Below are 25,921 nucleotides of genomic sequence, written 5' to 3'. Positions count from 1 at the left end.
AGCCTTTCCTACCCACCCTGGCGTGCCAGCGTGATCGCCAGGCCGGCCAGCCCCGCGCCCACCACCACGGGGATCACGCCCACCTTCCAGCGCAGCAGCGCGGCCGCCGCAGCCAGGCCCAACAGTGCGGACGGCCAGTCGAAGGGACCCGCCCAGCCCTGTGGCCACAGCACGTGCCAGGCAAAGAACACGGCCAGGTTGGCGATGACGCCCACCACGGCGGCCGTGATGCCCGTCAGCGGCGCGGTGAAGCCCAGCCTGCCATGGGTGGACTCGATGAAGGGGCCGCCCAGCAGGATGAAGGCAAAGGACGGCAAAAAGGTGAAGAAGGTCACGACCAGGGCGGCGGCGGCGCCGGCAGGCAGCAGCGCATCGGGGCCGAACACCTGCGTGCTCCAGCCGCCCAGGAAGCCCACGAAGGACACCACCATGATCAGCGGCCCCGGCGTGGTCTCGCCCAGGGCCAGCCCGTCCATCATCTGCGTGGCCGTGAGCCAGTGGTAGTGGTCCACCGCGCCCTGGTAGAGGTAGGGCAGCACGGCATAGGCGCCGCCAAAGGTCAGCAGTGCCGCCTTGGTGAAGAACCAGCCCATCTGGGTGAGCGCGCCCTGCCAGCCGAAGGCGGCGGTCAGCAGGCCCAGCGCCAGCGCCCACAGCCCCAGGCTGGCCGCCAGCACCTGGCTGAAAAAACGCCAGCTGAACCGTGCATGGGCCGGTACGGGCGTGTCATCGTCGATGACGGCCGGGCCGTGGCTGCCGCCGCCGTGGCCGTGCCCGCCTGCAGGGGCGAAGTGGCGCGGCGCCAGCCTGCCCCCCAGGTAGCCCAGTGCGCCGGCCGCCAGCACGATCAGCGGAAACGGCAGCTTCAGCGCGAAGATGGCCACGAAGGCCGCCGCGGCAATGCCCCACAGCCAGCCGTTGCGCAGGGTGCGCGAGCCCACGCGCCAGGCCGCCTGCACCACCAGCGCCGTCACGGCCGGCTTGATGCCGTAGAAGATGCCGGCAATGGCCGGCACATGGCCGAAGGCCACATAGATCCAGGACAGGCCGATCAGCAGCACCAGCGAGGGCAGCACGAACAGCCCGCCGGCCACGATGCCGCCCCAGGTGCGGTGCAGCAGCCAGCCGATGTAGGTGGCCAGCTGCTGAGCCTCGGGGCCGGGCAGCAGCATGCAGTAGTTGAGCGCATGCAGGAAGCGCCCCTCAGAGATCCAGCGCCGCCGCTCCACCAGGTCCTCATGCATGATGGCGATCTGCCCGGCCGGCCCGCCAAAGCTGATGCAGCCCAGCTTCAGCCAGTAGCGCAGGGCTTCGGCGCGGGTGGGCGGGAGGGGTGCAGCGGGTGCATCAAGCGAACTGGGAGGCATGCCGCAAATGTCTCATACGGCAGCCGCCGCCGACGCCTGCAGGCACCTGTACCGCATCCGTACCGCACCTGCACCGCACCCGCGCTGCGCAAACGCTACATCTGCCGCGCGGCCTGCTTGACCAGCACCGGCTCGGCCCGGTAGCTGTCCGGGAACAGGCGCTTGAGCTGTTGCACCTTGGGCAGGTCGTTGATGACGATGTAGGGATGGCGCGGGTTCTCGGTCATGAAGTCCTGGTGGTAGTTCTCGGCAGGGAAGAAGCTGGGCTTGTCCTCCAGCCGGGTCACGATGGGCTTGCCGAAGACCTTGGCGGCATCGAGCTGGGCCACATAGGCCTGGGCGGTCCTGAGCTGCGCGGCGTCGGTGGCGAAGATGGCCGAGCGGTACTGCGGGCCCGTGTCCGGCCCCTGGCGGTTGAGCTGGGTCGGGTCATGGGCCACGGAAAAGTAGATCTGCAGCAGCTGCCCGTAGCTGACCTGGGCCGGGTCATAGGTGATCTCGACCGACTCCGCATGCCCGGTGCGGCCGCTGCTCACCGCCGAATACGAAGCCTGGGCCGCCGTGCCGCCGCTGTAGCCCGAGACGGCGCGCTGCACGCCCTTGACATGCTGGAATACGCCCTGCACGCCCCAGAAGCAGCCGCCCGCAAAGATGGCTTTCTGCGGCCCCTGGCCCGTGGCCGGCATGTCCTGCGCGGGTGGCGGAATGCGCACGGCCTGCTCGGCCGCCTGCAGGTTGCTGCCCTGCCACAGCAGGGCGCCGCCCAGCAGCACGGCGCTGCCGGTCAGCAGTTGGAGAAGGCCGCGGCGGCGGGGTGCGGCGGCGAGGGGGGAATCGTTGGTCATGGTGTCTCTCCGGTGAAAGTGAAGCGGCCAGGGATCAGCCAAAGGTGAAGGCATAGGCGGAGATGCCGGGGTCCAGGAATTCGATGCTGAAGGTGCGTTCGGCTGCGCCGCCGTCCTGGCGCACCAGCTGGTACAGGCGCTGCGCGGTCACGCTGCCGCTGCCGTCGGCGGCCACGTCCATGCCGCGCGAGGCGCCGGGCGCCTTGCCGTCGATCAGCACCTTGAAGCGCACGGGCTTGCCATCGCTGCCGGGGCCCAGCACCAGGTGCAGGTCGCGTGCCTGGAAGCGGTAGGTGATGCGGCCGGTGGCGCCGTCCAGCGTGGCGCTTTCCGGGCCCACCGTCCATTGGCCGCTCAGGCCCCAGGCGTTGAGCGGCAGGCGCTCGGGCGTGGCATAGGCGGTGGCCTGGTTGTGCACGGCGGCAGGCGTGGCGGCAAATTGCTCGGCGCGCTCGTAGCCCAGGTAGGTCTCGTGCGAGCGCACGGCTGCCATGTCGGCTGCCTGCTGCACGCCCTGGGCCTGCACGTCGATCAGGCCCAGGTCCACCTGCTTCGATCCGGCTTCCTGCAGCAGTTGCTGGATCACGCGCTCGGACTCGGCATAGCCGCCTTCGCCAAAGTGGTGGTGCCGGATGCGGCCCTGGGCATCGATGAAGTAGTGCGCCGGCCAGTACTGGTTGTTGAAGGCGCGCCAGATCTTGTAGCCGTTGTCCACGGCCACGGGGTAGCTGATGCCCAGGTCCTTGATGGCCTTTTCCACGTTGGACAGCTTGCGTTCGAAGGCGAACTCCGGCGCATGCACGCCCACTACCACCAGGCCCTGGTCGCGGTACTTCTCGGCCCAGGCCTTCACATAGGGCAGGGTGCGCAGGCAGTTGATGCAGGAGTAGGTCCAGAAATCCACCAGCACCACCTTGCCGCGCAGTTGTTCGGCCGTCAGCGGGGTGGAGTTGAGCCAGTCGGTGGCGCCGTCCAGCGCAGGGGCCAGCCCTTCGTCCGGCAGGGCGGCGCGGGACGGGCCGCCGGCCATGCGCATGGCGCCGCCTGCGGCCATCATGGCCGGGCCAGCACCGGAGTCCGTATCCACGGCGGCCATCATTGCGGGACCGGCCTGCATGGCCATGGCACCACCCTCGGGCCTGCCGCTCAGGCGGTCCACCAGCCTTTGCTCCAGGCCGCCGGTGGAGGCCGTGGACACTTGCGCCAGCACGCCCGTGTCCAGCCCCAGCGCAATCGCGCCCACACCGGCCAGCATGGCCGCGCCCAGCCCGCGCCGCACCCATTCGCCCGCGCCCAGCATGCGCTTGAGCGCCACAAACACCTTGCCGCCCAGCAGCAGGGCCGCCGCCATGGAGGTGGCCGCACCGGCCGCATAGGCCAGCAGCAGCAGGCTGGAGGTGGTGTTGGCGCCCTGCAGTGCGGCGCCCGTGAGGATCAGGCCCAGGATGGGGCCGGCGCAGGGCGCCCACAGCAGGCCCGTGGCCACGCCCAGCAGCAGCGAGGCGCCGGGGCGGGCGCCGCCGTCCGTGCCCTGGGCACGCTCGGACAGGCGCGAGCCCGCCGCCACCAGCGGCCGCGTCAGCCGCTCGGACAGGCCGGGCCACAGCAGGGTCAGCGCAAACACGGCCACCAGGCCCAGGGCCAGCCAGCGGCCGTATTCATTGGCGGCCACCACCCAGCCGCCGCCCACGGCGGCCAGCGAGGCCACCAGGGCGAAGGTCAGCGCCATGCCCGCCAGCAGCGGCAGGCCGCTTTTGGCGAAGGGCTGGTCGGCGCGTGCAAAGACGAAGGGCAGCACCGGCAGGATGCAGGGGCTGACGATGGTCAGCACCCCGCCCAGATAGGCCAGGACGATCAGCAGCATGGCGTGGCTCCCGGGTTCAGGCAGGCTGGGGCGTGAACGTCAGCGACAGGCCGTTCATGCAGTAGCGCAGGCCCGTGGGCCTGGGGCCGTCGTCGAAGACATGGCCCAGGTGGCCGCCGCAGCGGCGGCAATGCACCTCGGTGCGCAGCATGCCGTAGGTGCGGTCCTGGCGCGTGGCCACGGCCTTGTCCAGCGGCTGCCAGAAGCTGGGCCAGCCCGTGCCGCTGTCGAACTTGGTCTTGGACGAGAACAGGGGCAGCGCGCAGCCTGCGCAGGCAAAGGTGCCCGCGCGGTGCTCCTTGTTCAGCGGGCTGGAGCCTGCACGCTCCGTGCCTTCCTTGCGCAGGATCCGGTACTGCTCGGGCGTGAGGCGGGCGCGCCACTCGGCATCCGTGTAGCTGACCTCGAAGACCTCGCTGGAGGCGGCCGCTGGCGCGCGGCGCGGGAACAGGCTGGCCGCCAGCACGGCGGTGGTGCCGGCGCCTGCAGTCCACAGAAGATGGCGTCTGGTGGTCATGGTGTGCTCCTGAAGGTTGCGTGCGTCTGAAAACGATGCGATGCCAGTCAGGTTAGGGCGCCGGCCTCCCGAAGTCCTCACGCAGAGTTCAAAGATTCGTGATAACTCCCGGCCCCGGTATTGCGCACAATGGCAGCCACTCCCGCCACTTCCAGGAAACCGCATCCGATGACCGCCACGCGCCGCGTACTTCTCGTCGAGGACGACGCCCATATCGCCGACCTGCTCACGCTGCACCTGCGCGACGAAGGCCTGGAAGTCATGCACTGCGCGCGCGGCGACGACGGCCTGCGCCAACTGGAGCGCGGCGGCTGGGACGCGCTGGTGCTGGACATCATGCTGCCCGGCGTGGACGGCCTGGAGATCTGCCGCCGCGCCCGCGCCATGGCGCGCTACACGCCCATCATCATCATCAGCGCGCGCTCCAGCGAGGTGCAGCGCATCCTGGGCCTGGAGATCGGCGCCGACGACTACCTGGCCAAGCCGTTTTCGGTGCTGGAGCTGGTGGCGCGCGTCAAGGCGCTGCTGCGCCGCGTGGAGGCGCTGGCCCAGAACGCGCGGCTGGAGTCCGGCAGCCTGTCCATTGACGGCCTGGCCATGGACCCCGTGGCGCGCGATGCCCGGCTTCATGGTGCCCGGCTGGACCTGACCCCGCGCGAGTTCGACCTGCTGTACTTCTTTGCGCGCCAGCCCGGCAAGGTGTTCTCGCGCATGGACCTGCTCAATGCCGTCTGGGGCTACCAGCACGAGGGCTACGAGCACACCGTCAACACCCACATCAACCGCCTGCGCGCCAAGATCGAGGCCGACCCGGCCCAGCCCGCGCGCATCCTCACCGTCTGGGGGCGCGGCTACAAGTTCGCCGAAGCGGGCGAGGGCGCATGACCATGAAACTGCGCCTGACACTGACCCAGCGCCTTTCCCTGGTCTTTGCCGTGCTGCTGCTGGTGTGCAGCGGCACCTCCGCCTGGATGCAGCTGCGCGCCAGCCGCATGCACGAGCTGGAAGTGGTGCAGGGCCTGTCGCGCGACGTGGCCGAAAGCATTGCGCGCGACGCCCAGCTGACCGACGCCAACGGCCTCATGCCCGGCGCCGTGCGCAGCTTCTTCAACCAGCTCATGCTGGTCAACCCCAGCGTGGAGGTCTATCTGCTGGACGCCGACGGCCGCATTGCCGGCCATGCCGCCCCCGACGGCCGCGTGCGCCGCGAGCGCGTGGACCTGGCCCCCGTGCACCGGCTGCTGGAAGGCGGCACGCTGCCCATCCTGGGTGACGACCCGCGCAGCACCGAAGGCCGCAAGGTCTTCAGCGCGGCGCCGCTGCGCGTCAACGGCAAGGAAGTGGGCTTCATCTACGTGGTGCTGCAGGGCGAGGCGCATGACCAGCTGGTGGCGCAGGGCTCGGCCAACTCGGTGCTCAGCACGGCGCTGTGGTCCATCGGCCTGGTGGCGCTGCTGTGCCTGGTGGCCGGCCTGGTGGCCTTTGCGCTGATCACGCGGCCGCTGCGCCGGCTCACCGAAGAGGTGGCCGGCTTCGACATCCATGGCACCCCCCCGGACCTGCCGGCCCCCCAGCCCGGTGCCGCGCAGGACAGCCGCGACGAGATCGCCGTGCTGGACGCGGCCTACCGCCGCATGGTGGCGCGCATCGGCGAGCAGTGGCGCGCCCTCACGCGCCAGGACCAGGAGCGGCGCGAACTCATCGCCAACGTCTCGCACGACCTGCGCACGCCGCTGTCGTCCCTGCACGGCTACCTGGAAACGCTGCTGCTCAAGGACGCCGTGCTCGACACCACCGAACGCCGCCGCTACCTGGGCATTGCCCTGGCCCAGAGCCAGAAGGTGGGCGAGCTGGCGCAAAGCCTGTTCGAGCTGGCGCGCCTGGAGTACGGCTTTGTCCAGCCCGAGCCGGAGCCGTTTTCCATGCCCGACCTGGTGCAGGACGTGTTCCAGAAATTCGAGCTGCGTGCCGAGGCGCGACAGGTGGCGCTGCGGGCCGACTTCCCAGCCCGCCTGCCCGTCGTCCAGGCCGACCTGGGGATGATCGAGCGCGTGCTGGGCAACCTGCTGGACAACGCGCTGCGCCACACCCCCGAAGGCGGCAGCATCCTGGTGGCGCTGGCGGCGGCGGGCAACGCCGTCGAAGTCACCGTGGCCGATACCGGCCCCGGTATCCCGGCCGATCTGCGCGAAGGCCTGTTCGAGCGGCCCTTCACCGTGGGCGGCGCCCGCCGCGGCGGCGGCCTGGGCCTGCGCATCGTCCACCGCATGCTGGAGCTGCACGGCTGCCGCATCGAACTGGTGGACCCGCCGGGGCAGGGGGCGAGCTTCCGGTTCGTGCTGCCTGCGGCCGCGCAGGCAACGGGCGCCGGCGCCCGGCCGCGCCAGGGCTGACGCGGATCGTGGGTTAACCTTGTGCACAGCGCGCCCTCGAAGGCGCGGCATGCACAAGATCGTCAACTCGTTCCGAGGACCCACGCCATGTCAACGTCTGCATCTCCCGTTCATCGCCTGCCCGCATGGGTGCCGCTGCGCTACACCACGTTCTGCCTGAGCCTGGTCGGCAGCGCGGGGCTGCTGGTGGCGGCGCTGGTGTGGGGAGGGCTGTGGTGGTGGCTGGGCTTTGGCGTGTGCGCCGCGCTGGCGCTGCTGGGCGTGCGCGACATGACCCAGGTGCGCCATTCGGTGCTGCGCAACTACCCCATCATCGGCCACCTGCGGTTTTTGCTGGAGTTCATCCGGCCCGAGATGCGGCAGTACTTCATCGAGTCCGACCATGAGGCGCTGCCGTTCTCGCGCGCCCAGCGCTCCCTGGTCTACCAGCGCGCCAAGGGCGACCCGGACAGCCGCCCGCTGGGCACGCAGCTCAATGTCACGGCCCAGGGCTATGAATGGGTGAACCATTCCATGCAGCCCACCAGGCTGGCCTCGCATGATTTCCGCATCACCATCGGCTGCGCCGATGAAGGTGCCTCGCCCTGCACCCAGCCCTACAGCGCCAGCATCTTCAACATCTCGGCCATGAGCTTCGGCGCGCTGTCGGCCAATGCCATCCTGGCGCTGAACAAGGGCGCGAAGATGGGCGGATTTGCGCACGACACGGGCGAGGGCTCCATCAGCCAGCACCACCGCGTGCACGGCGGCGACCTGATCTGGGAGGTGGCCTCGGGCTACTTCGGCTGCCGCAACGACGATGGCACGTTCAGCGAAGAGAAGTTCATCGCCAATGCCACCGACCCGCAGGTCAAGCTCATCGAGATCAAGCTCAGCCAGGGCGCCAAGCCCGGCCACGGCGGCATGCTGCTGGGCGCCAAGGTCACCCCCGAGATCGCCGCCGCGCGCGGCGTGCCCGTGGGCGTGGACTGCATCAGCCCCTCCAGCCACAGCGCCTTCAGGACGCCGGTGGAGATGATGCATTTCATCGCCCGCCTGCGCGAGAAGTCGGGCGGCAAGCCCACGGGCTTCAAGTTCTGCGTGGGCCATCCCTGGGAGTGGTTCGCCATCGTCAAGGCCATGCAGGAGACGGACATCACGCCGGACTTCATCGTGGTCGATGGCGCCGAGGGCGGCACGGGCGCGGCGCCCGTGGAGTTCACCGACCACGTGGGCGTGCCGCTGCAGGAAGGCCTGCTGCTGGTGCACAACACGCTGATCGGCGTGGGCCTGCGCCACCGCATCAAGATCGGCGCGGCCGGCAAGGTGATCACGGCCTTCGACATCGCGCGCATGATGGCGCTGGGCGCCGACTGGTGCAATGCCGGGCGCGGCTTCATGATGGCCCTGGGCTGCATCCAGGCGCAGAACTGCCACACCGGCCACTGCCCCACGGGCGTGGCCACGCAGGATGCGGCGCGCCAGAAGGCCCTGGTCGTGCCCGACAAGGCCACGCGCGTGGCCAACTTCCATGACAAGACCCTGCATGCGCTGCAGGAGCTGGTGCAGGCGGCGGGCCTGGAGCACCCCTGCGACATCACGGCCCACCACATCGTGCGGCGCATCTCCGACACCGAGGTGCGCCAGCTCGCCAACCTGGTCCTGCGCGTGGAGCCCGGCGCTCTGCTGGGGCCGCTGGACAAGCAGCACAACGTGTTCAAGCTCTACTGGCCAGGGGCGCGCGCGGATACCTTCCAGTTCGTGCCGCCCACGCTCAAGCCTTCGGCACCGCAGGCCAAGGCGCAGGCGGCAGGCCAGCCCGCATAGGGACACCACGGCCGATCACGGGTTTTGACGGCGCTCGGGGATAATGCGCCCCGAGCACTTTGGTCCACGACTGTATTTTTCTTTGTAAATGAAAACTATTTTGGTTCGCATTGCAGCTGCCGTCTTCGGCGGTTATGCCTTCACCTGGGGCTTCATCGCCCTGGGCGTGGCGCTGATGTTTGCCGCCGGAATGGAGTTCCACGATGCCGAGCATCTGGGCTACATCCTCGGCTTCCTGGTGTTTCTGACGGTGTTCCTCTGGGCCTTTGCGGCGCAGAGCCTCCCGCGCGTCTGGGCCGTGCTGGCCGGCGGCGGCATTGTCATGACCGGTTGCGCATCGCTGCTCCAGCAGATGCTGCTGCCCTGAATCCGGAGAACGCCCCATGTTCCAGAACTTCCGCCTCTCCATGGCCTGGCTGCACACCTGGTTCGGGCTTGCGCTCGGCTTCGTGCTCATGGCCGCCTTCTTCTTCGGCGCGCTGTCGGTGTTCGACCGCGAGATCGACCGCTGGGCCATCCCGGCCTCGCGCTTCGAGCCCACGCCCATGCCCTCGTACGACCAGATCCTCAAGCCGGTCTTCGAGTCCATGCAGCCCAACGCCCAGGCGCGCGATGCCATGCGCGGCGAGGTCAACGGCCCGCTGCCCGAGCGCTTCGACACGCCCCAGCGCTGGGGCGCCTACACCACCCACCGCGATCCCGTGCTGGGCCTGTTCGCCGGCTACGAGGTGCCCAACGCCAAGAAGCCCGAGACCCTGATCTGGGCCATGCGCACCATCGACCCGCGCAATGGCGAATCCCTGCCGGACGACCACCTCAAGATCGGCAGCCGCTTCTTCTACCCGCTGCACTACAGCCTGACGCTCAACTGGATGAACCTTGGCTACTGGATCGTGGGCTTTGCCGCGCTCATCATGCTGGTGGCCCTGGTCAGCGGCGTGGTCATGCACCGCAAGATCTTCCGCGAGCTGTTCACCTTCCGTCCGAAGAAGGCCACGCAGCGCAGCGTGCTGGACCTGCACAACCTTACCGGCGTGGTGGCGCTGCCCTTCCACTTCTTCTTCGCCTTCACGGGCCTGGTGATCTTTGCGGGCATCTACTTCCCCATCACCCATACCCAGCTGGAGCCCCTGCACGAGTTGCACGAGAAGATGGAGGCCGAGGAAACCGGCCTGCCGCACGACCGCGCCGGCGTGGCCGCACCCATGGCCTCGGTGGACGCCATGGTGGCCGAGGCGCAGCGCCGCTGGGCCGCCAAGGGCATGGCCGGCGACGTGGGCTTCCTGTCCGTCACCCATGTGGGCGATGCCAACGGCTACGTCAGCGTCTACCGCGCCGGCACCGACCGCATCGCGCTCACGGGCGAGGGCATCCACTTCAAGGCCAGCACGGGCGCCCTGCTGCGCGAAGATCCTCCGCGCACGGCCGTGGACAGCATCAACACCTTCCTCACCGGCCTGCACCTGCAGCACTTCCGCCACTGGCTGCTGCGCTGGCTGTACGTGCTGGGCGGCCTGGCCGGCTGCGTGTGCATTGCCACCGGCTTTGTCTTCTTCGTGGAAAAGCGCAAGAAGCAGCACGCCAGACAGGGTGTGCAGGGCGCGCGCGTGGTCGATGCCCTGGCCGTCACCACGGTCACCGGCATGCTGGTGGCCACGCTGGGCATGCTGATCGCCAACCGCCTGCTGCCCGAGGCCATGCCCCAGGGCTGGCCGGGCCGGGGCGACATGGAACGCTATTTCTTCTGGGCCACCTGGCTGCTGGCCATGGCGCATGCCTTTGTGCGCAGCGCCCCCGTGGCCCGGGGCCTGCCCAACCCCGCCTGGCGCGAGCAGTGCTGGGCCGTGGCCGCCATGGCCGTCACGGCCGTGCTGCTGAACTGGCTGACCACGGGCGACCACCTGTTCAAGACCCTGGGCGCGGGCTACTGGCCGGTGGCCGGCGTGGACCTGTTCATGCTGGCCAGCGCCGTGCTGGCCGTGGTGGTGGCGCGCAAGCTCAAGACGCGCGCCGCGCCCGCCATGCCCTCGCGCGCCGCGGAGGTGGCCCATGTCTGAGGGACTGATGGACGCACTGCTGCTGGCCGCCGCCTTTGCGGCGTCGCTGCTGGGCATGGCCTGGTTTGCGCTGGCCAAGGACGTGCACTGGGAGCAGGTGCACGGCGACATGCCCCAGCCCGATGGCAAGGTCAGGCTGCTGCGCTGGCTGGGCGCCTCAGGCCTGGCCGCCTCGCTGGGCCTGTGCCTGGCGGTGGACCATGCCTCCATGGCCTCCCTGGTCTGGATCATGACGCTGGCAGCCGCCGCCCTGGCCATTGCCTTCACGCTGACCTGGCGGCCGCGCTGGCTGCGCTGGCTGCCGGCCTGACGTTTGCGCGGGACCTGCGCCCGCTGCGGGCTCAGGCCTGCCTTTTCCTCATCCTGCGGCTGGCCAGATAGGCCATGCCGCACAGCAGCGCCAGCATGCCGCCCTGGCCCAGGCCGGGAACGGCCTGGACATTTCCGGGGCCGGGACCGGGTCCTGGGTCCGTGCCCGGACCGGGGTCGGGATCGGTGCCCGGGCCGGGATCGGGAGGATCGGCAGCGATCACCTCGATGGTCACGGATGCTGGTGCGGCAGCGCTCTGGTGCCCGTCGGATACCGTGAAGGCGAAGGTATCGGGCCCGGAGTAGCCGGCCGCCGGCGTGTAGACCAGCGTACCCGTCTGGGGATCGAAGCCGCTGATGACGCCATGGGCGGGGCCGGCGGTGATCTCGAAGCGCAACGGGTCCGACTCGAAGTCCGTGCCAGCGAGGGTGATGGACAGCGCCGTATCCTGCGGGGTCGTGACGGCTTGCGGCAGGGCCACGGGGGCGGCGTTGGCCGCCATCGCGTTGGAAAAGCGCGAGGTGTCACCGGTGGAAATCCGGGTGGCGGTCGCCGTGACCGCGGCCTGGTCGCCCGGGGGCATGGCGCCCTTGAACACCAAGGGCGCATGGCCGGAGGCATCGGTGGTCACGGTCTGCGAGCCCAGCAGAACCTTGCCGGCGGCGCGCTCCACCAGCCCGTCGGGCAGCCTGGGCGTCGAGAAATACTCGATGCGCATGCTCTCGTTGGCGACGCTGTCCAGCGTGCCGGACAGGCCCTCGGGCGTCACCGTGAGCAGCACCGGCTCGGCAGGATCTCCGTTGGCCAGGCTGGTTCGTGCGATGCCTCCCTCGGTATTGCCGTAGATGGCATTGCCGAGCATGGAGACGCCCTTGACTTCGTCCCCCCGCAATCCCACGCCGAACAGCCTGTTGTGCGCAATCACGTTGGCATGTGCCGCGTCGTCACCGCCGACCAGGGTGTCATGGGCCTTCTGGAAAAAGGAAACGCCTTCCCCATTGGGCAGGGCGGTTCCCTGGGGGCTGACGCCCACGTAGTTGCCCTGCACGAGGTTGTTCTTGCTGGCGCCCTGGAACTGTATGCCGGACGCCTTGCTGCCACCGACGATGTTTGCGCGCACGGTCACCTCGTCCGAATCCTTGATGACGATGCCCCATTGATTGGGCAGCATGGTGCTGGCATCCAGGCTGGTTCCCACGATATTCCCGGCAATCAGGGTATTCGAGTTGCGTGCGCCATAGTTTCCATTCAATTCAATGGCCGTTTCCTTGTTTCCGGCAACCAGGTTGCCGTCCTCAGGGCCTGTGCCAATGCGATGTCCGCCCTCCGACGAAAAGAATACGGCAATGCCTGGCCCATTGTTGGGAATCATGGCCGTGCCGGCTGCATTCGTTCCGACTCGGTTGCGGGTCACCAGCGTGTGGGCGCCGGAAATGGAAATCGCGGAGGAGCCGCCTGTTTCCCTGACATTGCCGGAGACGAGGTTGCTGTCGATCAGCGTGCCGGTAAAGTCGGATGCCACGCTGATGCCGTTTCCCTGGTTTCCCAGGGCCACATTGCCGGTGATATCGGTGCCTATGTAGTTTCCCTGAATGATGTTTCCTGTACCGGCGCCCGGCCAGGAAAGCCATATTCCGGAATTCTCCGCCGCGGAAATGACATTTCGCCCGCCAATATCCAGATTCCCGATGCGGTTGCGGTTGCCGGAGTGGACAAGGATGTTGCTGCGATTGCCCATGGCAACCGTTCCCGATGCGTCAACGCCTATATGGCAGCCCAGCACGGTGTTGCCGTCGCCGGTCACCGCCAGGGCCGTATTGAAGCCGCCTATCGCCAGGCCGCGCACCGTGATGGCGCCTGCCAGCTCGAGCCCTATGCCGAACTCGGGGCTGCCTGACTGCAGCGTGATCAGGGGGCGGCGTGGCAAGTGGTCCTCATAGCCGGGCTGCGTGCTGGCGTCCACGGTGAGCGATGTGGCCGGTGCAATGGGCTGCATGAGCCTGCCATTCCAGTTGCTTTGGGTGACGATGGTCTGCTCTCCCCCCGCACCGATGCGGAACTCGATGCGGTTGTCGCCGCCTTTGTTGCGGTTGGCGTTGGCGTAGGTGATGGCATCGCGCAGCGTGCAGGGCCCCAGGCCGGTGCTGGCGCACGGGCCAGTTGCGTCGGCGGCGCTGTCCACCACGACGGTCCATGCGTGGGCCGTGGCGATGCAGCCGTGCGACAGCAATGCCAGGGCGAGCAGGCGCAGGGGCCTGCGTGCCGCCGTGGGAGTGAATCGTTGCCTGTATATGCTCATTGCCTTTTTACTTTCCCTGAAATGGACTGCCGAAACGCCTTGCGGGCATTGATTGCGCAATTGCTGGACAGGACGCTGCAATATCGCATGTGCGGCGTCTGTGTGGAATATCCCGGGGCCTGACCCAAGAAAATGAAGCAGCCCTTGTTGATGAAGCAAGCCGGCAATGATCCCCGGGGCATCCGAGTTTGGGTCTAAGAATTTTCTTAAATCATCAAGACTGCTGAAATCGCTGAAGAGATCGGACAAGGTCCTTGATGACGAAGCGAGGCGGGCGATATTCCCGGGTGAAGCGGCGTGCACGGGTTTGCAGGATTAAGAAAATTCTTAGCCCTGTTTCTTCATCCGATTCCTATGATTTAGCAATGCGCCAGTTTCAAGACCTTCTGTTTTCTTCCCGCTCGACTCGGCACGGGTGGTGCCCGTCCATGGCACTGCGCGATTGGATGGCGTCGCTGCGTGATTGGACGGTATTTGCACTGGCAATCATGGCCATGCTGGCCTGCGCCTTGCACAGCGGCAGGGACGATGCCGCCCCGGCGCCGCCATCCCGCAGCCGCGCGCATGTGCCTGTGGGGGACATGCAGCTGTTTTTCATGGACCGGTATTTCCTGCTGCTGGACGCTGCCGTGGGCGCGACCCGCGCGGCCGTCCATTCCCAGGCCGGTCTGGCATGGCCGTGGCGCACCAGCGCACCGCAGGACCACCTCGTGCCGCTGTATTCGCTGATGCATGTGGGCCGGGGCCTTCCCGAATCGCTGCTGCTGCGCAAATCCGTGAACAACGCCGCATGGCTTGCAGAGCGCTGGGAGCCCGTGCGGCAACTGGTCAGGGCCCACGCCTGGCTGCTGCTGTGGTCCGTGTCGCTGGGACTTGCCCTCATGGCTGCACTTGCATGGTGCGTGCGCCGGCTGAGACGCGGCGTGCCGGCTTCGGCCTGGAGCCGGGCAGGCGCCTGCGCTGCCGGTGATGCGCTCTGCCGCAAGCTGCTGGACACGGCCCCCGTGGGCCTGGCGCTGGTGCGGTGCAGCGATCGCAGCCTGCTGCTGTCCAACGGACTGGCGCGGCAGTGGGTGTGCAGTGATGCTTCCTGGTTCGAGCATGCCGTGGCCGGGGGCACGCAGCAGGGCCCGCGTGAGCTGGCGCTGGGGGACGGGCGATGGGTGGAGGTCCGCACCACGCCCACGACCCACGGGGGCGAACCGGTGGTCTTCTGCCTGGTCAGCGATGTGACGGCGCTCAGGCAGGCGCAGGCAGCGCTGGTCGATGCCAAGCAGCGCGCCGAATCGGCGAGCCAGGCCAAGACGCAGTTTCTGGCGACCATGAGCCACGAAATACGCACACCGCTCTTTGGCATCCTGGGAACGCTGGAGCTGCTGGCCCTGTCCAGGGTTCCTTCCGAACAGACCCGCTACCTGGGGGCCATGCAGCAGGCATCGGCCTCCTTGCTGCGCATCGTCAACGACAGCCTGGACCTGTCGGCCATCGAGGCGGGCCGGCTGCAGCTGGAGGCCCAGGCGTTCTCGGCCACCGAATTGCTCGACAGCGTGGCCGCAGGCCTGCTGTCGCGTGCCGAGCAAAAGGGCCTGCAGCTGTATGCCGTCTCCGATGTGAAAACGCCGCCCCTGCTGGTGGGCGATGCCTTGCGGCTGCGGCAGATCCTGGACAACCTGGTGGGCAATGCCATCAAGTTCACGTTCTCCGGCCACGTGGCCCTGCGCCTGCAGGTCATGGGCGACAGCGAGGAAGGCACCGACCTGCGGTTCCAGGTGCAGGACACGGGCATCGGCATCGACCCGGACCAGCAGCCCTTCCTGTTCGACCCGTACTTCCGTGCCCATGCGGCCACCCAGCAGCAGGTCCAGGGCGCGGGCCTGGGACTGTCCATCTGCCTGCGCCTCAGCCAGGAGATGGGCGGGCGGCTGACGGCCGCCAGCCAGCCGGGACTGGGGACCTGCGTGTCATTCGAGCTGCGCCTGCCGCGCGAGAGCGCGGCAGGCTATGAGGCAGTGCCCAGTCTGTTGCCGCACACCGTCTACGTGGATGGCGCCATTCCGGAAGTCGTGCACAACCTGTGCGCCTGGCTGCGGCATTGGGGCGCCATGGCCCAGCCCTACCGGGACCAGGTGCAGGGTCCCAATGAGCAGGCCGTGCTGGTGCAAGCCTGGCCGCGGTCGCTGCGCCGTCCGCAATGGACGGGCAAGTGCGTTCTGGCGCTGGCGCCGGGCGAGAGCCCCCGCGAGACCGTGCAGGCCTGCGTGTGGGAGGCCAGCGCGCCTGGCGTGCCGGCAGTGGGCCATGCGCTGGGCCTGGCCCAGCAGGGCATTGCGCCGGGCGCGCGCCCCGACCTGTATGCCGCCGCCGCCCAGGTCCACGAGCCCCTGGGGCTGAGGGTGCTCATCGTCGAGGACAACCCCATCAACAGGATCATCCTGCGAGAGCAGCTGCAGTTGCTGGGCTGCGAGGTCCAGCAGGCCAGCAATGGACAGGACGCGCTGTCCCTGCCCGGCCTGCTCGAATTCGATGCCGTTCTCACCGACCTGCACATGCCGTTGCTGGACGGCCCGGCCCTGGCGCGTGCGCTCAGAAAGCGCGGGTATGTCCGCCCGATCGTCGGCCTGACGGCCAATGCACAGCCGCAGCCGCAGCCGCAGACCCAGACGCAGGCGCAAGAGCAATCGCAAGGGCAGGGGCAGGGGCAGGGGCAGGGCGAAGGACTGCCGGCCGGCTTCGACAGCCTGCTGTGCAAGCCATTCACGTTGGCGGTGCTGCGCACCACCTTGAACAACATCAAGCAAGGCAGGACCTGAACCCATGCTGGCCCCATTCAAAGTACTCATCCTGGACGACCATCCCCTGTGCTGCGAGCACGCGCGCAGCCTGCTCATGGAGGCGGGACTCACGGACACGCACATGGCCTGCAACGCGCGGGAGGCCCTGGAGAAGCTGGGCGACGGCGGATTCCATCTCGTCATCACCGACCTGAAGATGCCTGACATGGACGGCCTGCAGTTCATCGATGAATTGAGCCGGCGCGACCTGCATCCCATGCTCGTGATATCCACCTCCTGCTCGCGCCGGCTGATGAACAGCGTCAGTCTCATGGCCAAGGAGTCCGGCTTTTCCGTCATCGGGATGTTCCAGAAGCCGTTCGGCACGGACCATGTCCAGGCGCTGGTCAGCCAACTCAGGTCCGTCCATGCAAACGAGGGGAAAACCGCTGCCGGCATCAGGGAGCGGCCGATTTTCGCCAAGGCCCACCTGGTGCAGGCTTTGCAGGAGAAAACCATACAGGCCTGGTTCCAGCCCAAGAAATCCCTGCTCACGGGCCACATCGTCGGCGTGGAAGCGCTGGCGCGCTGGAACGATCCGCAGTTCGGCTTCATGATGCCGGGCTCATTCATGTCCGCCATCCGGTTCCATGGGCTGGACCATGCCTTGCTGGTGCGGATGATGGAAGATGCCATGTCGGCGCACCTGGCCTGGCGCAGTGCCGGACATGTCGTGCCTGTGTCCGTCAACCTGCCGGTACCGCTGCTGGACGATATCGGCCTGCCGGACGAGTTGCACGGCATGGCGGCCCGGTGCGGCATTGCTGCGGAGAACATCACGTTCGAGCTGCTGGAGGACCAGGCCGTCGGCATACCTGCCAACTACTACATGAGCGCGAGCCGGTTGCGCCTCAAGGGCTTCGGCCTGGCCCAGGATGACTACGGGCGCGGATACAGCTCGATGTACAGCCTCATCTCCACGCCCTTCACCGAATTGAAGATCGACCGGGCCTTCGTGGCCGGTGCGGCAGGTGACGAGGTGCGGACTGCGGCCTTGACGTCGTCGGTGCAACTGGGGCGGCAGCTGGGCCTGACGGTGACGGCGGAAGGCGTGGAGACCACCCGGGACCTGGAGTTGCTGCGCAGCATCGGATGCGATTGCGTGCAGGGCTATCTGCTGTCCGCCGCGGTGCCTGCGGTTGAATTTGCCCTTATGCTGGCGTCCGAACCCCGGCACCAAGGCAACCCCACCTGACCCAAGCACGCAAGGCGTCCATGCCCGACTCCCCGTTCAGCAAGATCACACGCACCACACGCTGGCAGAACCGGGTACTGTTTGGAGCGCTTCCCCTGGCGATCTTCCTCATCGCCGTGCTGCTGTGGGGCTCGGAGAGGATCTTCGAGCAGGAGCAGGGGCGCCTGGCCTTGAACTTCTCCGCCATCGTCGGCTCGCTGCAGGAGCAGGAAATCTTCCTTCGGCGGCTCAAGGGCCGCAACGAGTCCTGGAAAGCGCTGCCGGACCAGCGGATAGCCACCATCGTCGACGTGCCCGCTCCTGCGCAGGCGGACTACCGCATGTTCCGTGGCCGCGAGGCCATCGGCGGCATTCCCTTTTCACTGCAATGCTCTGCGCGCGTGGCCTGCGACACGCTCCCGGACCGGCTTTTCTCGCTGGGCAGCTCCCTGGCCGCAGGCTATTCCTCCTTCTGGGCAGGCTCCTACTTCCCGGCAGCCGCTGCCTTCTTCACCAAGGAGGACGGGGCGATCAGCATCGGCGTGCCGGCCATCGACGTGCCCATCGGCAACGAGAGCGTCACGCAGGAGATGTTCGACAGCACGATTGCCGCCGTCAAGGCGCATCTGCGGGCCAGGGCCGCCGATGCCCGGCCGGGCGCCGGCTCCACGGCGCCGGCGCAGGAAATCGTCTGGTTCCGGTCGCCCCAGTTCCCGGAGAAGATGATCGGCATGGTCGCCGCCGGCTTTTCAAGCCATCTCGAAGCCGGCGACGAAGCCGCCACAAGCCCGATCTACGCCGCCATCCTTTTCAGCCGCCAGCGCATCAGCGCCATAGAAAGAACCATCCATACGCTGCCCAGGCATCTTTTCTGGCTGGAGCACCGGGACTTCGGCGTGCTCATGGGCACCGGCCCCGTCCCGCAGGTGGACGACACGGGGATGCAGTACACGCGCAATGGCCTGATCCTCAAGACCGAGGATGCCTCCGGCCGGTGGACCGGCTACTACCAGGTGGACTACGCCACCTTTTTCCAGGGCAGGCTGTTCGCCCCTTCTGCCGGCCTGGTGCTGGCCCTGCTGCTGAGCCTGCTGGCCGGCGTGGCCTATACCCGGTGGTTCAACCGCAAGGTGATTGCGCCCGCGCAGGAGGCGCAGCGGGTCATCGTCGAGAGCAATGAATTCAACAGGACGCTGATCGAAACCGCTCCCGTGGCCATCTGCCTTGTGGCCTACGGCAGCGGGAAAATCATCTTCAGCAACTCGCTGGTGCAGGAGTGGCTGCACTCGGCCGATGGCTACCTGCGTCCCGGCTCGCCGGAGAACAAGGCGGCACTGGAGGAGATTGTCCATGCCCGGGCCGCAGGCACCATGGAGCGCCTGGTCACCGAGCAGGGCAGGACGCTTCATGTGGCCTATGCGCCCACGCGCTACCTCGGCCAGGATGTGACGCTGTGCATTTTTGCCGACGTCAGCGCGCGCGCGGAGATCGAAAGCAACCTGGAGCGGGCCAGAATCGCGGCGGACGAGGCCAACGAGGCCAAGTCCACCTTTCTGGCGACCATGAGCCACGAAATCCGCACGCCGCTGTATGGCGCGCTGGGCACGCTGGAGCTGCTGGGCATGACCGAGCTCACCCAGCTGCAGAGCAAATACGTGGACCGTATCGAAGCGTCCTCGTCCATCTTGCTGCAGATCATCAGCGACATCCTGGACACCAGCAAGATCGAGGCCGGCCAGCTGCAGCTGGAAAAGGCCCCGTTCAATCCCCGGGAGCTGGTGCAAAACTGCACCAGTTCCTACGCCGCCATGGCGCAGCAAAACGGCCTGCTGCTGTTTTCCTGCGTGGACGCGCAGGTGCCCGAGTCGGTGCTGGGCGATGCGGTGCGCATCCGCCAGATCCTGGGCAATCTCATCAGCAACGCCATCAAGTTCACGGAGGCCGGCCATGTGATCGTCCGCCTGCGCAGCATGCCGGGCCCGGCCTCGCAGGCCCGGCTGGTGTTCGAGGTCTGCGACACGGGCGTGGGCATAGAGAAATCCCTGCATGGCGAGCTTTTCACGCCCTTTTATCTCGTCAAGAACAGCAGCCGCACGGCGCGGGGAGCGGGCCTGGGCCTGTCCATCTGCTGGAGCCTGGCCCGGATGATGTCCAGCTCCATCGAGGTCTGGAGCGAGCCCGGCCTGGGCAGCAGGTTCTGGTTCGAGCTGGGGCTGGAGACCGTCGCGCAGGAGCAGGGGCAGGAGCAGGAGGAGGCTCCCGCGCTGCAGGGCGCCCGGATCGCGGTGCGCACCCCCCACCCGGAACTGACGGACAACATCTGCGCCTGGCTGCGGCGCTGGGGCGGCCAGGCCCGCGCGGCGGCAGCCGCCCCGGTGGCGGCCCATGACGATGAGCTGCTGCTGGACGTCCTGCTGCCGGCGGACAGCCCCGCGCCGCAGTGGAAGGGGCGGCACCTGAACCTGTCCTCGCCGGACAACCGGGGCATCGACGGGCACAACGTCCTGAGCATCGGCCAGGGCATTGCGCAGGTGCTTGGCGGTGCGCAGCGCTCTGCCAGCGCCGGCACCGATCTGCCCCTGTTCGACCTGCGCGTGCTGGTCGCCGAGGACAATCCCGTCAACCAGGTGACGCTGCGCGGCCAGCTCGAGAGCCTGGGCTGCGAAGTCACGGTCGCCGACGACGGGGAGGAGGCGCTGGCGCTGTGGGACATCAGCCCGCACGACCTGGTGCTGACGGATGTGAACATGCCCTACCTCAACGGCTACGAACTCGCCGAGCGGCTGCGTTCGGAGGGGGTTGCCTGCCCCATCGTCGGCGTGACCGCCAATGCCATGCTGGACGAGGAAAACCGCTGCCTGAACGCCGGCATGAATGCCTGGCTGGTCAAGCCCATCCAGTTGCGCACCCTGGTCCGCACCCTGGAGAAGTTCGCGCCGAGAAAGCGCCTGCGTCCGGCGCCTGCCCAGGCCGGCGCTGCGGCGGCGGACATTCCCCCGCCCCCGGCCCTGTCGGAGCCCAACGTTTTGCAGACGCACAGGCAGGTCTTCGTGCAGTGCATGAACGACGACATCGCAATGCTGGCCCGCGGCCTGGATGAGCGCCGGCCCGACCTGGCCGCCCAGGCCCTGCACCGCATGCGCGGCGCCTTGCTGCTGGCCAGGATGCAGGAGCTTGCCGCCCGCACCCAGGCGCTGGAGGAGCGGCTCCTGAACGGCGCCCCGGAGCCCGGCCTGCAGGCCGCGCTGTCAGTCCTGCTGGACGACCTCCTGGCCGACCTTCGCGCCATGATGGCGCAATTGCCCCAGCCCTAACCCTTTGCTTGCGATCCCATGAAACTGAAACTGCGCATTGCTGTCGTGGACGACCACGCCGTGGTCCTGCTTGGCGTCAAGGACTTCCTGGAGCAGGACCCCAATCTCCAGGTCGTGGCCACGTTCGATACCCCGTCGTCCTTGATGGAATACGCCAGATCGAACCCCCTGGACGTGGTTCTGACCGACTACTCCATGCCGGGCGATGACCTCTACGGAGACGGCCTGCGCTACGTGGACTACCTGATACGCCATTTCCCGCACATCAAGGTGCTGGTGCTGACGACCGTCTCCAATCCCATGATCATCTCGGCCCTGTATGACGCGGGCGTCGCCGGCGTGCTGCTCAAGGAAGACCCGCTCAGCCAGATCATGGCGGCGCTTCAATGCGTGCGCCTCAACACGCGCTACTACTCGCCCTCGTTCCAGGCAGGCACGCCCAGGCAGGAGAGGACGGTTTTCCTGAGCGAACGCGCCAACAACCTCTCGCCGCGTGAATTCGAAGTCCTCAGGCATTTCGCCAAGGGGGAATCCATCACGGAAATCGCCGCACGCCTGAGGCGCAGCGTCAAGACCGTCAGCCTCCAGAAGAACTCCGCCATGCGCAAGCTGAACGTGGACAGCAACCAGGACCTGGCCGCCTTCTGCGCCGAGCACCATCTGTTCGACTGACCGGCCTGCGGGCTGCACCAGCCGGTCAACCTTCCAGCGCCTGGCCTTGCGCCTGGCTGCCGCCCTCGGCGTCCACCTCGCCCAGGCGATAGTGCGGTTCGGACGGCATCAGGCGAAACCCCAGAAGTGCCCCGCGCCGGCTTGTCTTCATCGCCAGGGGCGCCTGGCAATGCACGCAGCCATAGTTCACGAAATTGGCATCCTGCTCCAGCGAGTAAAAGCGGAACCTCAGTCCGGGGTGGGGCTTGGACAGGGATGTATTGCTCAGCAATTCGTAGCATGGGTCGCACAGTTTCTGGATTGTTTTCGGCTGCATTTCTGGAAATAAAACGGATCGATATACCGCTGTCCAGTCTTGCCAGAACCTGCGCAACCCAGGTTAAGACGATTCTTATCGTCGGCTGTCATATCCGTTGCAATGAATGCCGCCGCCGGCGGCAATCCGGCAGTTTCCGCTGCTGTTGCAACACTTGGTTACTTCCTTGACCCATCTCAAATCCCCCAGGCGGCGGCGCCGATACGCTTCGGCCCATGAATCGCCACGGCTTGACTTGGGTCAGCCTGGCCTGGCACGCAGGCATTCCATGCCGATACCGCGTGCGCACACAACAGCGGCGCCCTACGCCGCACAGGAGATGCATCAATGCACATCGGCCAACGTTTCTGGCGCCGCCAAGGGCTGGGCACCAAACTGTCCATCACCAATTTCGTCTGGGTCGCCTCCATCCTGGGCCTGCTGGTCCTGGGCATTGCCTGGGATGTCAGCAAGTCCCTGCAGTCCAGGATGAACAGCGACATGCAGCAGGGCATACGGACGCTGTACAACTTCATCGAGTCCAACGACAAGGAGCTGCGCCAGCGCACCCAGTTCCTGGCCGACAGCCTGGCGCACAGCCTGCAGGGCACGCTCAGCCTGGACACCGGCGGCAGCGAGCCGGTGCTGAGCCTGGACGGCCAGCCTCTCAACGGCAACGATGCGCAGCTGCAGGCTTTCACGCGCAGCACCGGCGCCGTGGCCACCGTGTTCGCGGCCCAGGGGCAGGGCGACTTCGTGCGCATTGCCACCACGCTCAAAAACGAGAAAGGCGACCAGAGCGCGGCCGTGCTGGGCAGCCGCCTGGACCGCGCCCACCCCGCCTACGCCGCCATCCAGGCCGGCCAAAGCTACATGGGCCTGGCCCATCTGTTCGGCCGCCAGTACATGACGCACTACCGCCCGCTCAAGGACGCGGCGGGCGCCACCGTGGGCATTGCCTTCGTGGGCCAGGACTTCTCGCAACTGCTGGAGCACTTCAAGGACTCCATCCGCGCGCTCAAGGTCGGCCAGACCGGCTACTACTTCGTGCTCAACGCCGAAGACGGCCCCCAGCGCGGCCAGCTGGTGGTGCATCCCGCCATGGAGGGCAAGAACATCAGCGAGTCCAGGGACGGCGACGGCCGTTTCTTCATCCGCGACATGCTGGACCGCAAGCAGGGCAGCATCGCCTATCCCTGGACCAACCCGGGCGAGGAGCAGCCCCGCGACAAGCTGGTCGTCTTCAGCCACTACGCCCCCTGGAACTGGGTCATCGCCACCAGCGCCTACGTGGACGAATTCGTCTCCGAGACCCGCAGCCTGATCCTGCAGTTCGCCCTCATGGGCCTGGGCGCCGTGCTGCTGCTGTCGGCCGCGTGGTTCTGGCTCATCCGCCGCATGATCGTGCGCCCGCTCAAGCAGGCCAGCCACATGGCCTACGCCATTGCCGATGGCGACCTCACCTTGCGCGTGCACAGCGACCGCCATGACGAAATCGGCCACCTGCTGGAGGCCATGAACACCACCAGCACGGGCCTGACCCGCGTGGTCGGCAGCGTGAACGAACAGGCCCACAGCGTGGCCCTGGCCAGCGCGGAAATCGCCCAGGGCAACCAGGACCTGGCCGCCCGCACCGAAAGCGAGGCCAGCGCGCTGGAGCAGACCGCCGCCGCCATGGAAGAGTTGGGCTCCACCGTGGCCCACAACGCGGACCACGCGCAATCGGCCGACCGCATCACGCGCGAGGCCCAGCGCGTCGTCACCGAAGGCGGGCAGGCCGTGCGCAAGGTCGTGCAGACCATGCAGGGCATAGACGCCAGCAGCAAGAAGATTGCCGACATCATCGGCGTCATCGACGGCATTGCCTTCCAGACCAATATCCTCGCCCTCAACGCCGCCGTGGAAGCGGCCCGGGCGGGCGAGCATGGCCGGGGCTTTGCCGTGGTGGCCGAGGAAGTGCGCGCCCTGGCAGGCCGCAGCGCCGAGGCCGCCAAGGAAATCAAGCAGCTCATCAGCCACAGCGTCGCCGAAATCCACACCGGCAACCAGGAGGCCGCGTTTGCCGGGGAAACCATGGAACAGGCCATGGAGGAAATCCGCAAGGTCACCCAGCTCATCTCGGACATCAGCCACGCCAGCGCCGAGCAAAACAGCGGCGTCGCCCAGGTGGCCGAGGCCATCACCCACATCGACCAGACCACGCAGAAGAACGCCGCCCTGGTCGAGGAAATGGCCGGCGCCGCCGCAGGCCTGCGCCACCAGTCCGATCAACTGGTGCGCGTGGTCTCGGTCTTCCGGTTGCAGGGCGGCAGCAATGCCCAGGCGCAGGCGGCGCCCCGTGCACCGTCGCTGGCGCCCGGCGCGGCCAAGGCATCTGTGCCCCAAGCCGCCCCGCCTGCCGTTGCCAAGCCTGCCACCCCGGCCGCGTCGGCTGCCTCGGCAAAACCGGCTGCCGCCAAGCCCATCGCCATGGCCTCCACGGCCGATGACGACTGGGACAACTTCTAGGCGTCGCGCCCGCCTCAGTCGTGCCGCGCCATCAGGTCACGGCGGCGGCGCTCGTAGTAGTGCCGCTGGCACTCGGCCGCCTCCTGCCAGGCCTGCCTGTCTATGGCTTCCTGCACATGGTCGGGCAGCGGCCGGGGCGGCACAGCCGTTGCCAGCATGGCCTCCATGCCCTCCAGCGGCGCAAAGCCCAGGCAGGGCAGCTCGAACGGCAGCGCGGGCTCCTGCGCATTGGCCAGAATGGCCCCCAGCGCCCAACGTGCCATGCGGTCAAAGAACCCGTCAGGGTGCCCATGGTTCCAGTAGCGCGCCATCTCGGGCCCCGCAAACCGCATGGCGTCATAGGCATGCCTGGGGTTGTGGCGGGCCAGCTCCACCACCTCGCTGAACCAGATCTCTCCAATCCCGTAGTGCTCATGCCCGCTGTTCACGCGCGGCGGCACAAACCACTGAATGCGCTCCCCCTTCGCATTGCGCCGTGTGAAAGACAGGTCATCGCAGGTGCGGATGCGGCGCAAGACCTTGGGCGCAGGCCCCGGGATCAGGCTTTGGGGCGGGTGCTTGGCCTTGTACTTGGGTTTGCGGTCTTTGGCCGATGCATCCATGCTGGCCAGGACCTTGTCCTTCACCCAGCGCCTGAAGCGCTTGGCCTCAGGTGAGGGGCTGGCCTGGATCAGCGCCTGCAGGCCTTCTGCACTGATGGCCGCCACTGCTTCGCGCCTGGGCTTGCGGCCGGGTTCGCTGGAAAGGCGAACGGTGCAGCGCTGGTCCTCGTCGAGCTGGCCTGTAGCCACCCTGTGGCGGGAGATGCCCAGGGCGGTGCACACATCCTTGGCAAGGAGCCAGGTCACGCCATTCCTGGGGAATGTGCGGATCGGGGTGTGACCGAAGTGGAAGGTTTGGGGGGTGATGTCGTCTGCAGGGACAGCATGGGAGGGAGATCGCAAAGCCATGAATGGCCTCCTATGTCAACACGGTCATAGGGTTGCCCGTCTGTCTTTGCCTTGATGGCTTTATGCAGCGGCGGGCAGCCCGGCCATAAACAAGACTTGCCCTGGATTGCAGGGCAAGACAAAGCGTATGGACGAAACGCCACTGACTTTCGGGAGTGACTTCCGCCTATGAAGGTGTGTTGAGCACCACGGGGGATCGTAGCAGGTGTGGGGTGCGGGAGCTGCCCAAAGCTGTTACGTAGGGGTGCTGGATGGAGGGTGCAGGGACGTGTTGAATGAGGGGCTTTGCAGTGAATTGCGAGGGTAACGTTTAGTTGTTCAAGGCCTGTGCTTCAGCAGTAGGCCACCGCAGACGTCCGAACGACGGCCTCAGGCTGGGAACCGCCGCTCAGAACAGATGAAACCAACAGCGGCTATGCACTGTGAATTCAACCGGTCGATGCAACACAATGACTGCACCTGGCGCAAGGAGTGCTGGCCATGAAGCAACGACCTCGGATCTACTACACCGAAGCACAGAAGGCGATGATGTGGGATCGCTGGAGCAAGGGCGATACCCTGCACCAGATCGGCAAGCTGTTCGATCGGCCACATACCTCCATTCAGAACATCCTGGCCGCAACCGGCGGAATCCGCCCGCCAGCGCGCCATCGATCACGATTGGCACTGACTCTCGCTGAGCGCGAGGAGATCTCGCGGGCATTGGCTGCGGGCGAATC

18 protein-coding genes and 1 pseudogene are annotated in these 25,921 nt (G+C 67.4%); 12 read left to right on the top strand and 7 right to left on the bottom strand.

Annotation, left to right across the window (positions count from 1 at the left end; genetic code table 11):
• Positions 1 to 8: 8 nt before the first annotated feature.
• The 4 genes from chrA to msrB all read right to left on the bottom strand — a co-directional run bounded on the left by chrA (position 9) and on the right by msrB (position 4,593).
• Entirely contained in the window at positions 9 to 1,367 is a 1,359-nt protein-coding gene (gene chrA, locus HFGMBDPB_RS17580; RefSeq protein WP_212645914.1) for a chromate efflux transporter, read from the bottom strand.
• Positions 1,368 to 1,462: 95 nt separating this feature from the next.
• Positions 1,463 to 2,212 (bottom strand): peptide-methionine (S)-S-oxide reductase MsrA, encoded by a 750-nt coding sequence (msrA, locus tag HFGMBDPB_RS17575; protein ID WP_212645913.1) that lies wholly within the window; start codon positions 2,210 to 2,212, stop codon positions 1,463 to 1,465.
• A gap of 34 nt (positions 2,213 to 2,246) precedes the next feature.
• Positions 2,247 to 4,076, bottom strand: coding sequence for a cytochrome c biogenesis protein DipZ (locus HFGMBDPB_RS17570; protein ID WP_212645912.1), 1,830 nt, complete (start codon positions 4,074 to 4,076; stop codon positions 2,247 to 2,249).
• 16 nt (positions 4,077 to 4,092) lie between these two features.
• The gene (msrB, locus tag HFGMBDPB_RS17565; RefSeq protein WP_016448169.1) at positions 4,093 to 4,593 is read right to left on the bottom strand and encodes a peptide-methionine (R)-S-oxide reductase MsrB; all 501 of its coding nucleotides are present in this window, start codon (positions 4,591 to 4,593) and stop codon (positions 4,093 to 4,095) included.
• Positions 4,594 to 4,761: 168 nt separating this feature from the next.
• Between msrB and HFGMBDPB_RS17560 the strand changes: the two genes are divergently transcribed.
• From HFGMBDPB_RS17560 to HFGMBDPB_RS17535, 6 genes are all read left to right on the top strand, one after another.
• The gene (locus HFGMBDPB_RS17560) at positions 4,762 to 5,478 is read left to right on the top strand and encodes a response regulator transcription factor (protein ID WP_016448168.1); all 717 of its coding nucleotides are present in this window, start codon (positions 4,762 to 4,764) and stop codon (positions 5,476 to 5,478) included.
• Between the two features lie 2 nt (positions 5,479 to 5,480).
• Entirely contained in the window at positions 5,481 to 6,986 is a 1,506-nt protein-coding gene (locus HFGMBDPB_RS17555; protein WP_074923442.1) for a sensor histidine kinase, read from the top strand.
• A gap of 87 nt (positions 6,987 to 7,073) precedes the next feature.
• Positions 7,074 to 8,792 (top strand): FMN-binding glutamate synthase family protein, encoded by a 1,719-nt coding sequence (locus tag HFGMBDPB_RS17550; protein ID WP_034364403.1) that lies wholly within the window; start codon positions 7,074 to 7,076, stop codon positions 8,790 to 8,792.
• 88 nt (positions 8,793 to 8,880) lie between these two features.
• The gene (locus HFGMBDPB_RS17545; protein WP_016448165.1) at positions 8,881 to 9,159 is read left to right on the top strand and encodes a hypothetical protein; all 279 of its coding nucleotides are present in this window, start codon (positions 8,881 to 8,883) and stop codon (positions 9,157 to 9,159) included.
• A 16-nt stretch (positions 9,160 to 9,175) separates the two neighbouring features.
• Positions 9,176 to 10,849 carry a PepSY-associated TM helix domain-containing protein gene (locus HFGMBDPB_RS17540; protein WP_212645911.1) on the top strand — a complete coding sequence of 558 codons (1,674 nt, stop codon included), beginning with the start codon at positions 9,176 to 9,178 and terminating at the stop codon, positions 10,847 to 10,849.
• Complete coding sequence (locus tag HFGMBDPB_RS17535; protein WP_046984647.1) at positions 10,842 to 11,159, top strand: DUF3325 domain-containing protein; 318 nt, start codon at positions 10,842 to 10,844, stop codon at positions 11,157 to 11,159. Before HFGMBDPB_RS17540 ends, HFGMBDPB_RS17535 begins: the two co-directional genes overlap by 8 nt.
• A gap of 31 nt (positions 11,160 to 11,190) precedes the next feature.
• On the opposite strand, the gene HFGMBDPB_RS17530 is transcribed toward HFGMBDPB_RS17535, so the two are convergent.
• Positions 11,191 to 13,707 (bottom strand): cadherin-like domain-containing protein, encoded by a 2,517-nt coding sequence (locus HFGMBDPB_RS17530; RefSeq protein WP_249343530.1) that lies wholly within the window; start codon positions 13,705 to 13,707, stop codon positions 11,191 to 11,193.
• A 179-nt stretch (positions 13,708 to 13,886) separates the two neighbouring features.
• Between HFGMBDPB_RS17530 and HFGMBDPB_RS17525 the strand changes: the two genes are divergently transcribed.
• The 4 genes from HFGMBDPB_RS17525 to HFGMBDPB_RS17510 are packed head-to-tail and all read left to right on the top strand — an operon-like array spanning position 13,887 to position 21,449.
• Positions 13,887 to 16,268, top strand: a complete 2,382-nt coding sequence (locus tag HFGMBDPB_RS17525; RefSeq protein WP_212645910.1) for an ATP-binding protein — start codon at positions 13,887 to 13,889, stop codon at positions 16,266 to 16,268.
• A gap of 4 nt (positions 16,269 to 16,272) precedes the next feature.
• A complete protein-coding gene (locus tag HFGMBDPB_RS17520) occupies positions 16,273 to 17,484 on the top strand; it encodes an EAL domain-containing response regulator (RefSeq protein ID WP_017407842.1) in 1,212 nt (403 codons plus the stop codon).
• A 20-nt stretch (positions 17,485 to 17,504) separates the two neighbouring features.
• Positions 17,505 to 20,777 (top strand): hybrid sensor histidine kinase/response regulator, encoded by a 3,273-nt coding sequence (locus HFGMBDPB_RS17515; RefSeq protein WP_212645909.1) that lies wholly within the window; start codon positions 17,505 to 17,507, stop codon positions 20,775 to 20,777.
• Between the two features lie 18 nt (positions 20,778 to 20,795).
• Positions 20,796 to 21,449, top strand: coding sequence for a response regulator (locus HFGMBDPB_RS17510; RefSeq protein WP_016448158.1), 654 nt, complete (start codon positions 20,796 to 20,798; stop codon positions 21,447 to 21,449).
• Positions 21,450 to 21,474: 25 nt separating this feature from the next.
• Here HFGMBDPB_RS17510 and HFGMBDPB_RS17505 read toward each other — a convergent pair whose 3' ends face one another.
• On the bottom strand, positions 21,475 to 21,720 hold the full coding sequence (locus HFGMBDPB_RS17505; protein ID WP_223275363.1) for a hypothetical protein: 246 nt from the start codon (positions 21,718 to 21,720) through the stop codon (positions 21,475 to 21,477).
• A gap of 372 nt (positions 21,721 to 22,092) precedes the next feature.
• Between HFGMBDPB_RS17505 and HFGMBDPB_RS17500 the strand changes: the two genes are divergently transcribed.
• Positions 22,093 to 24,252, top strand: a complete 2,160-nt coding sequence (locus HFGMBDPB_RS17500; protein WP_212645908.1) for a methyl-accepting chemotaxis protein — start codon at positions 22,093 to 22,095, stop codon at positions 24,250 to 24,252.
• 14 nt (positions 24,253 to 24,266) lie between these two features.
• Here HFGMBDPB_RS17500 and HFGMBDPB_RS17495 read toward each other — a convergent pair whose 3' ends face one another.
• A complete protein-coding gene (locus HFGMBDPB_RS17495; RefSeq protein ID WP_438831799.1) occupies positions 24,267 to 25,100 on the bottom strand; it encodes a BRO-N domain-containing protein in 834 nt (277 codons plus the stop codon).
• 582 nt (positions 25,101 to 25,682) lie between these two features.
• Between HFGMBDPB_RS17495 and HFGMBDPB_RS17490 the strand changes: the two are divergent.
• A pseudogene (locus HFGMBDPB_RS17490) lies at positions 25,683 to 25,921 on the top strand (IS30 family transposase); the annotation flags it as partial.

The sequence above is a fragment of the Delftia sp. PE138 genome, from assembly GCF_018320755.1.
Lineage (GTDB): Bacteria > Pseudomonadota > Gammaproteobacteria > Burkholderiales > Burkholderiaceae_C > Comamonas > Comamonas tsuruhatensis.
The sequence above is the reverse complement of the archived record's forward strand: the minus strand, read 5'-3'. Positions and strand labels throughout refer to the sequence as shown.

Bases quoted from the DNA above. Each gene is read 5' to 3' on its own strand.
- chrA (WP_212645914.1), bottom strand. From the start codon at position 1,367: ATGCCTCCCAGTTCGCTTGATGCACCCGCTGCACCCCTCCCGCCCACC.
- msrA (WP_212645913.1), bottom strand. From the start codon at position 2,212: ATGACCAACGATTCCCCCCTCGCCGCCGCACCCCGCCGCCGCGGCCTT.
- HFGMBDPB_RS17570 (WP_212645912.1), bottom strand. From the start codon at position 4,076: ATGCTGCTGATCGTCCTGGCCTATCTGGGCGGGGTGCTGACCATCGTC.
- msrB (WP_016448169.1), bottom strand. From the start codon at position 4,593: ATGACCACCAGACGCCATCTTCTGTGGACTGCAGGCGCCGGCACCACC.
- HFGMBDPB_RS17560 (WP_016448168.1), top strand. From the start codon at position 4,762: ATGACCGCCACGCGCCGCGTACTTCTCGTCGAGGACGACGCCCATATC.
- HFGMBDPB_RS17555 (WP_074923442.1), top strand. From the start codon at position 5,481: ATGAAACTGCGCCTGACACTGACCCAGCGCCTTTCCCTGGTCTTTGCC.
- HFGMBDPB_RS17550 (WP_034364403.1), top strand. From the start codon at position 7,074: ATGTCAACGTCTGCATCTCCCGTTCATCGCCTGCCCGCATGGGTGCCG.
- HFGMBDPB_RS17545 (WP_016448165.1), top strand. From the start codon at position 8,881: ATGAAAACTATTTTGGTTCGCATTGCAGCTGCCGTCTTCGGCGGTTAT.
- HFGMBDPB_RS17540 (WP_212645911.1), top strand. From the start codon at position 9,176: ATGTTCCAGAACTTCCGCCTCTCCATGGCCTGGCTGCACACCTGGTTC.
- HFGMBDPB_RS17535 (WP_046984647.1), top strand. From the start codon at position 10,842: ATGTCTGAGGGACTGATGGACGCACTGCTGCTGGCCGCCGCCTTTGCG.
- HFGMBDPB_RS17525 (WP_212645910.1), top strand. From the start codon at position 13,887: ATGGCACTGCGCGATTGGATGGCGTCGCTGCGTGATTGGACGGTATTT.
- HFGMBDPB_RS17520 (WP_017407842.1), top strand. From the start codon at position 16,273: ATGCTGGCCCCATTCAAAGTACTCATCCTGGACGACCATCCCCTGTGC.
- HFGMBDPB_RS17515 (WP_212645909.1), top strand. From the start codon at position 17,505: ATGCCCGACTCCCCGTTCAGCAAGATCACACGCACCACACGCTGGCAG.
- HFGMBDPB_RS17510 (WP_016448158.1), top strand. From the start codon at position 20,796: ATGAAACTGAAACTGCGCATTGCTGTCGTGGACGACCACGCCGTGGTC.
- HFGMBDPB_RS17500 (WP_212645908.1), top strand. From the start codon at position 22,093: ATGCACATCGGCCAACGTTTCTGGCGCCGCCAAGGGCTGGGCACCAAA.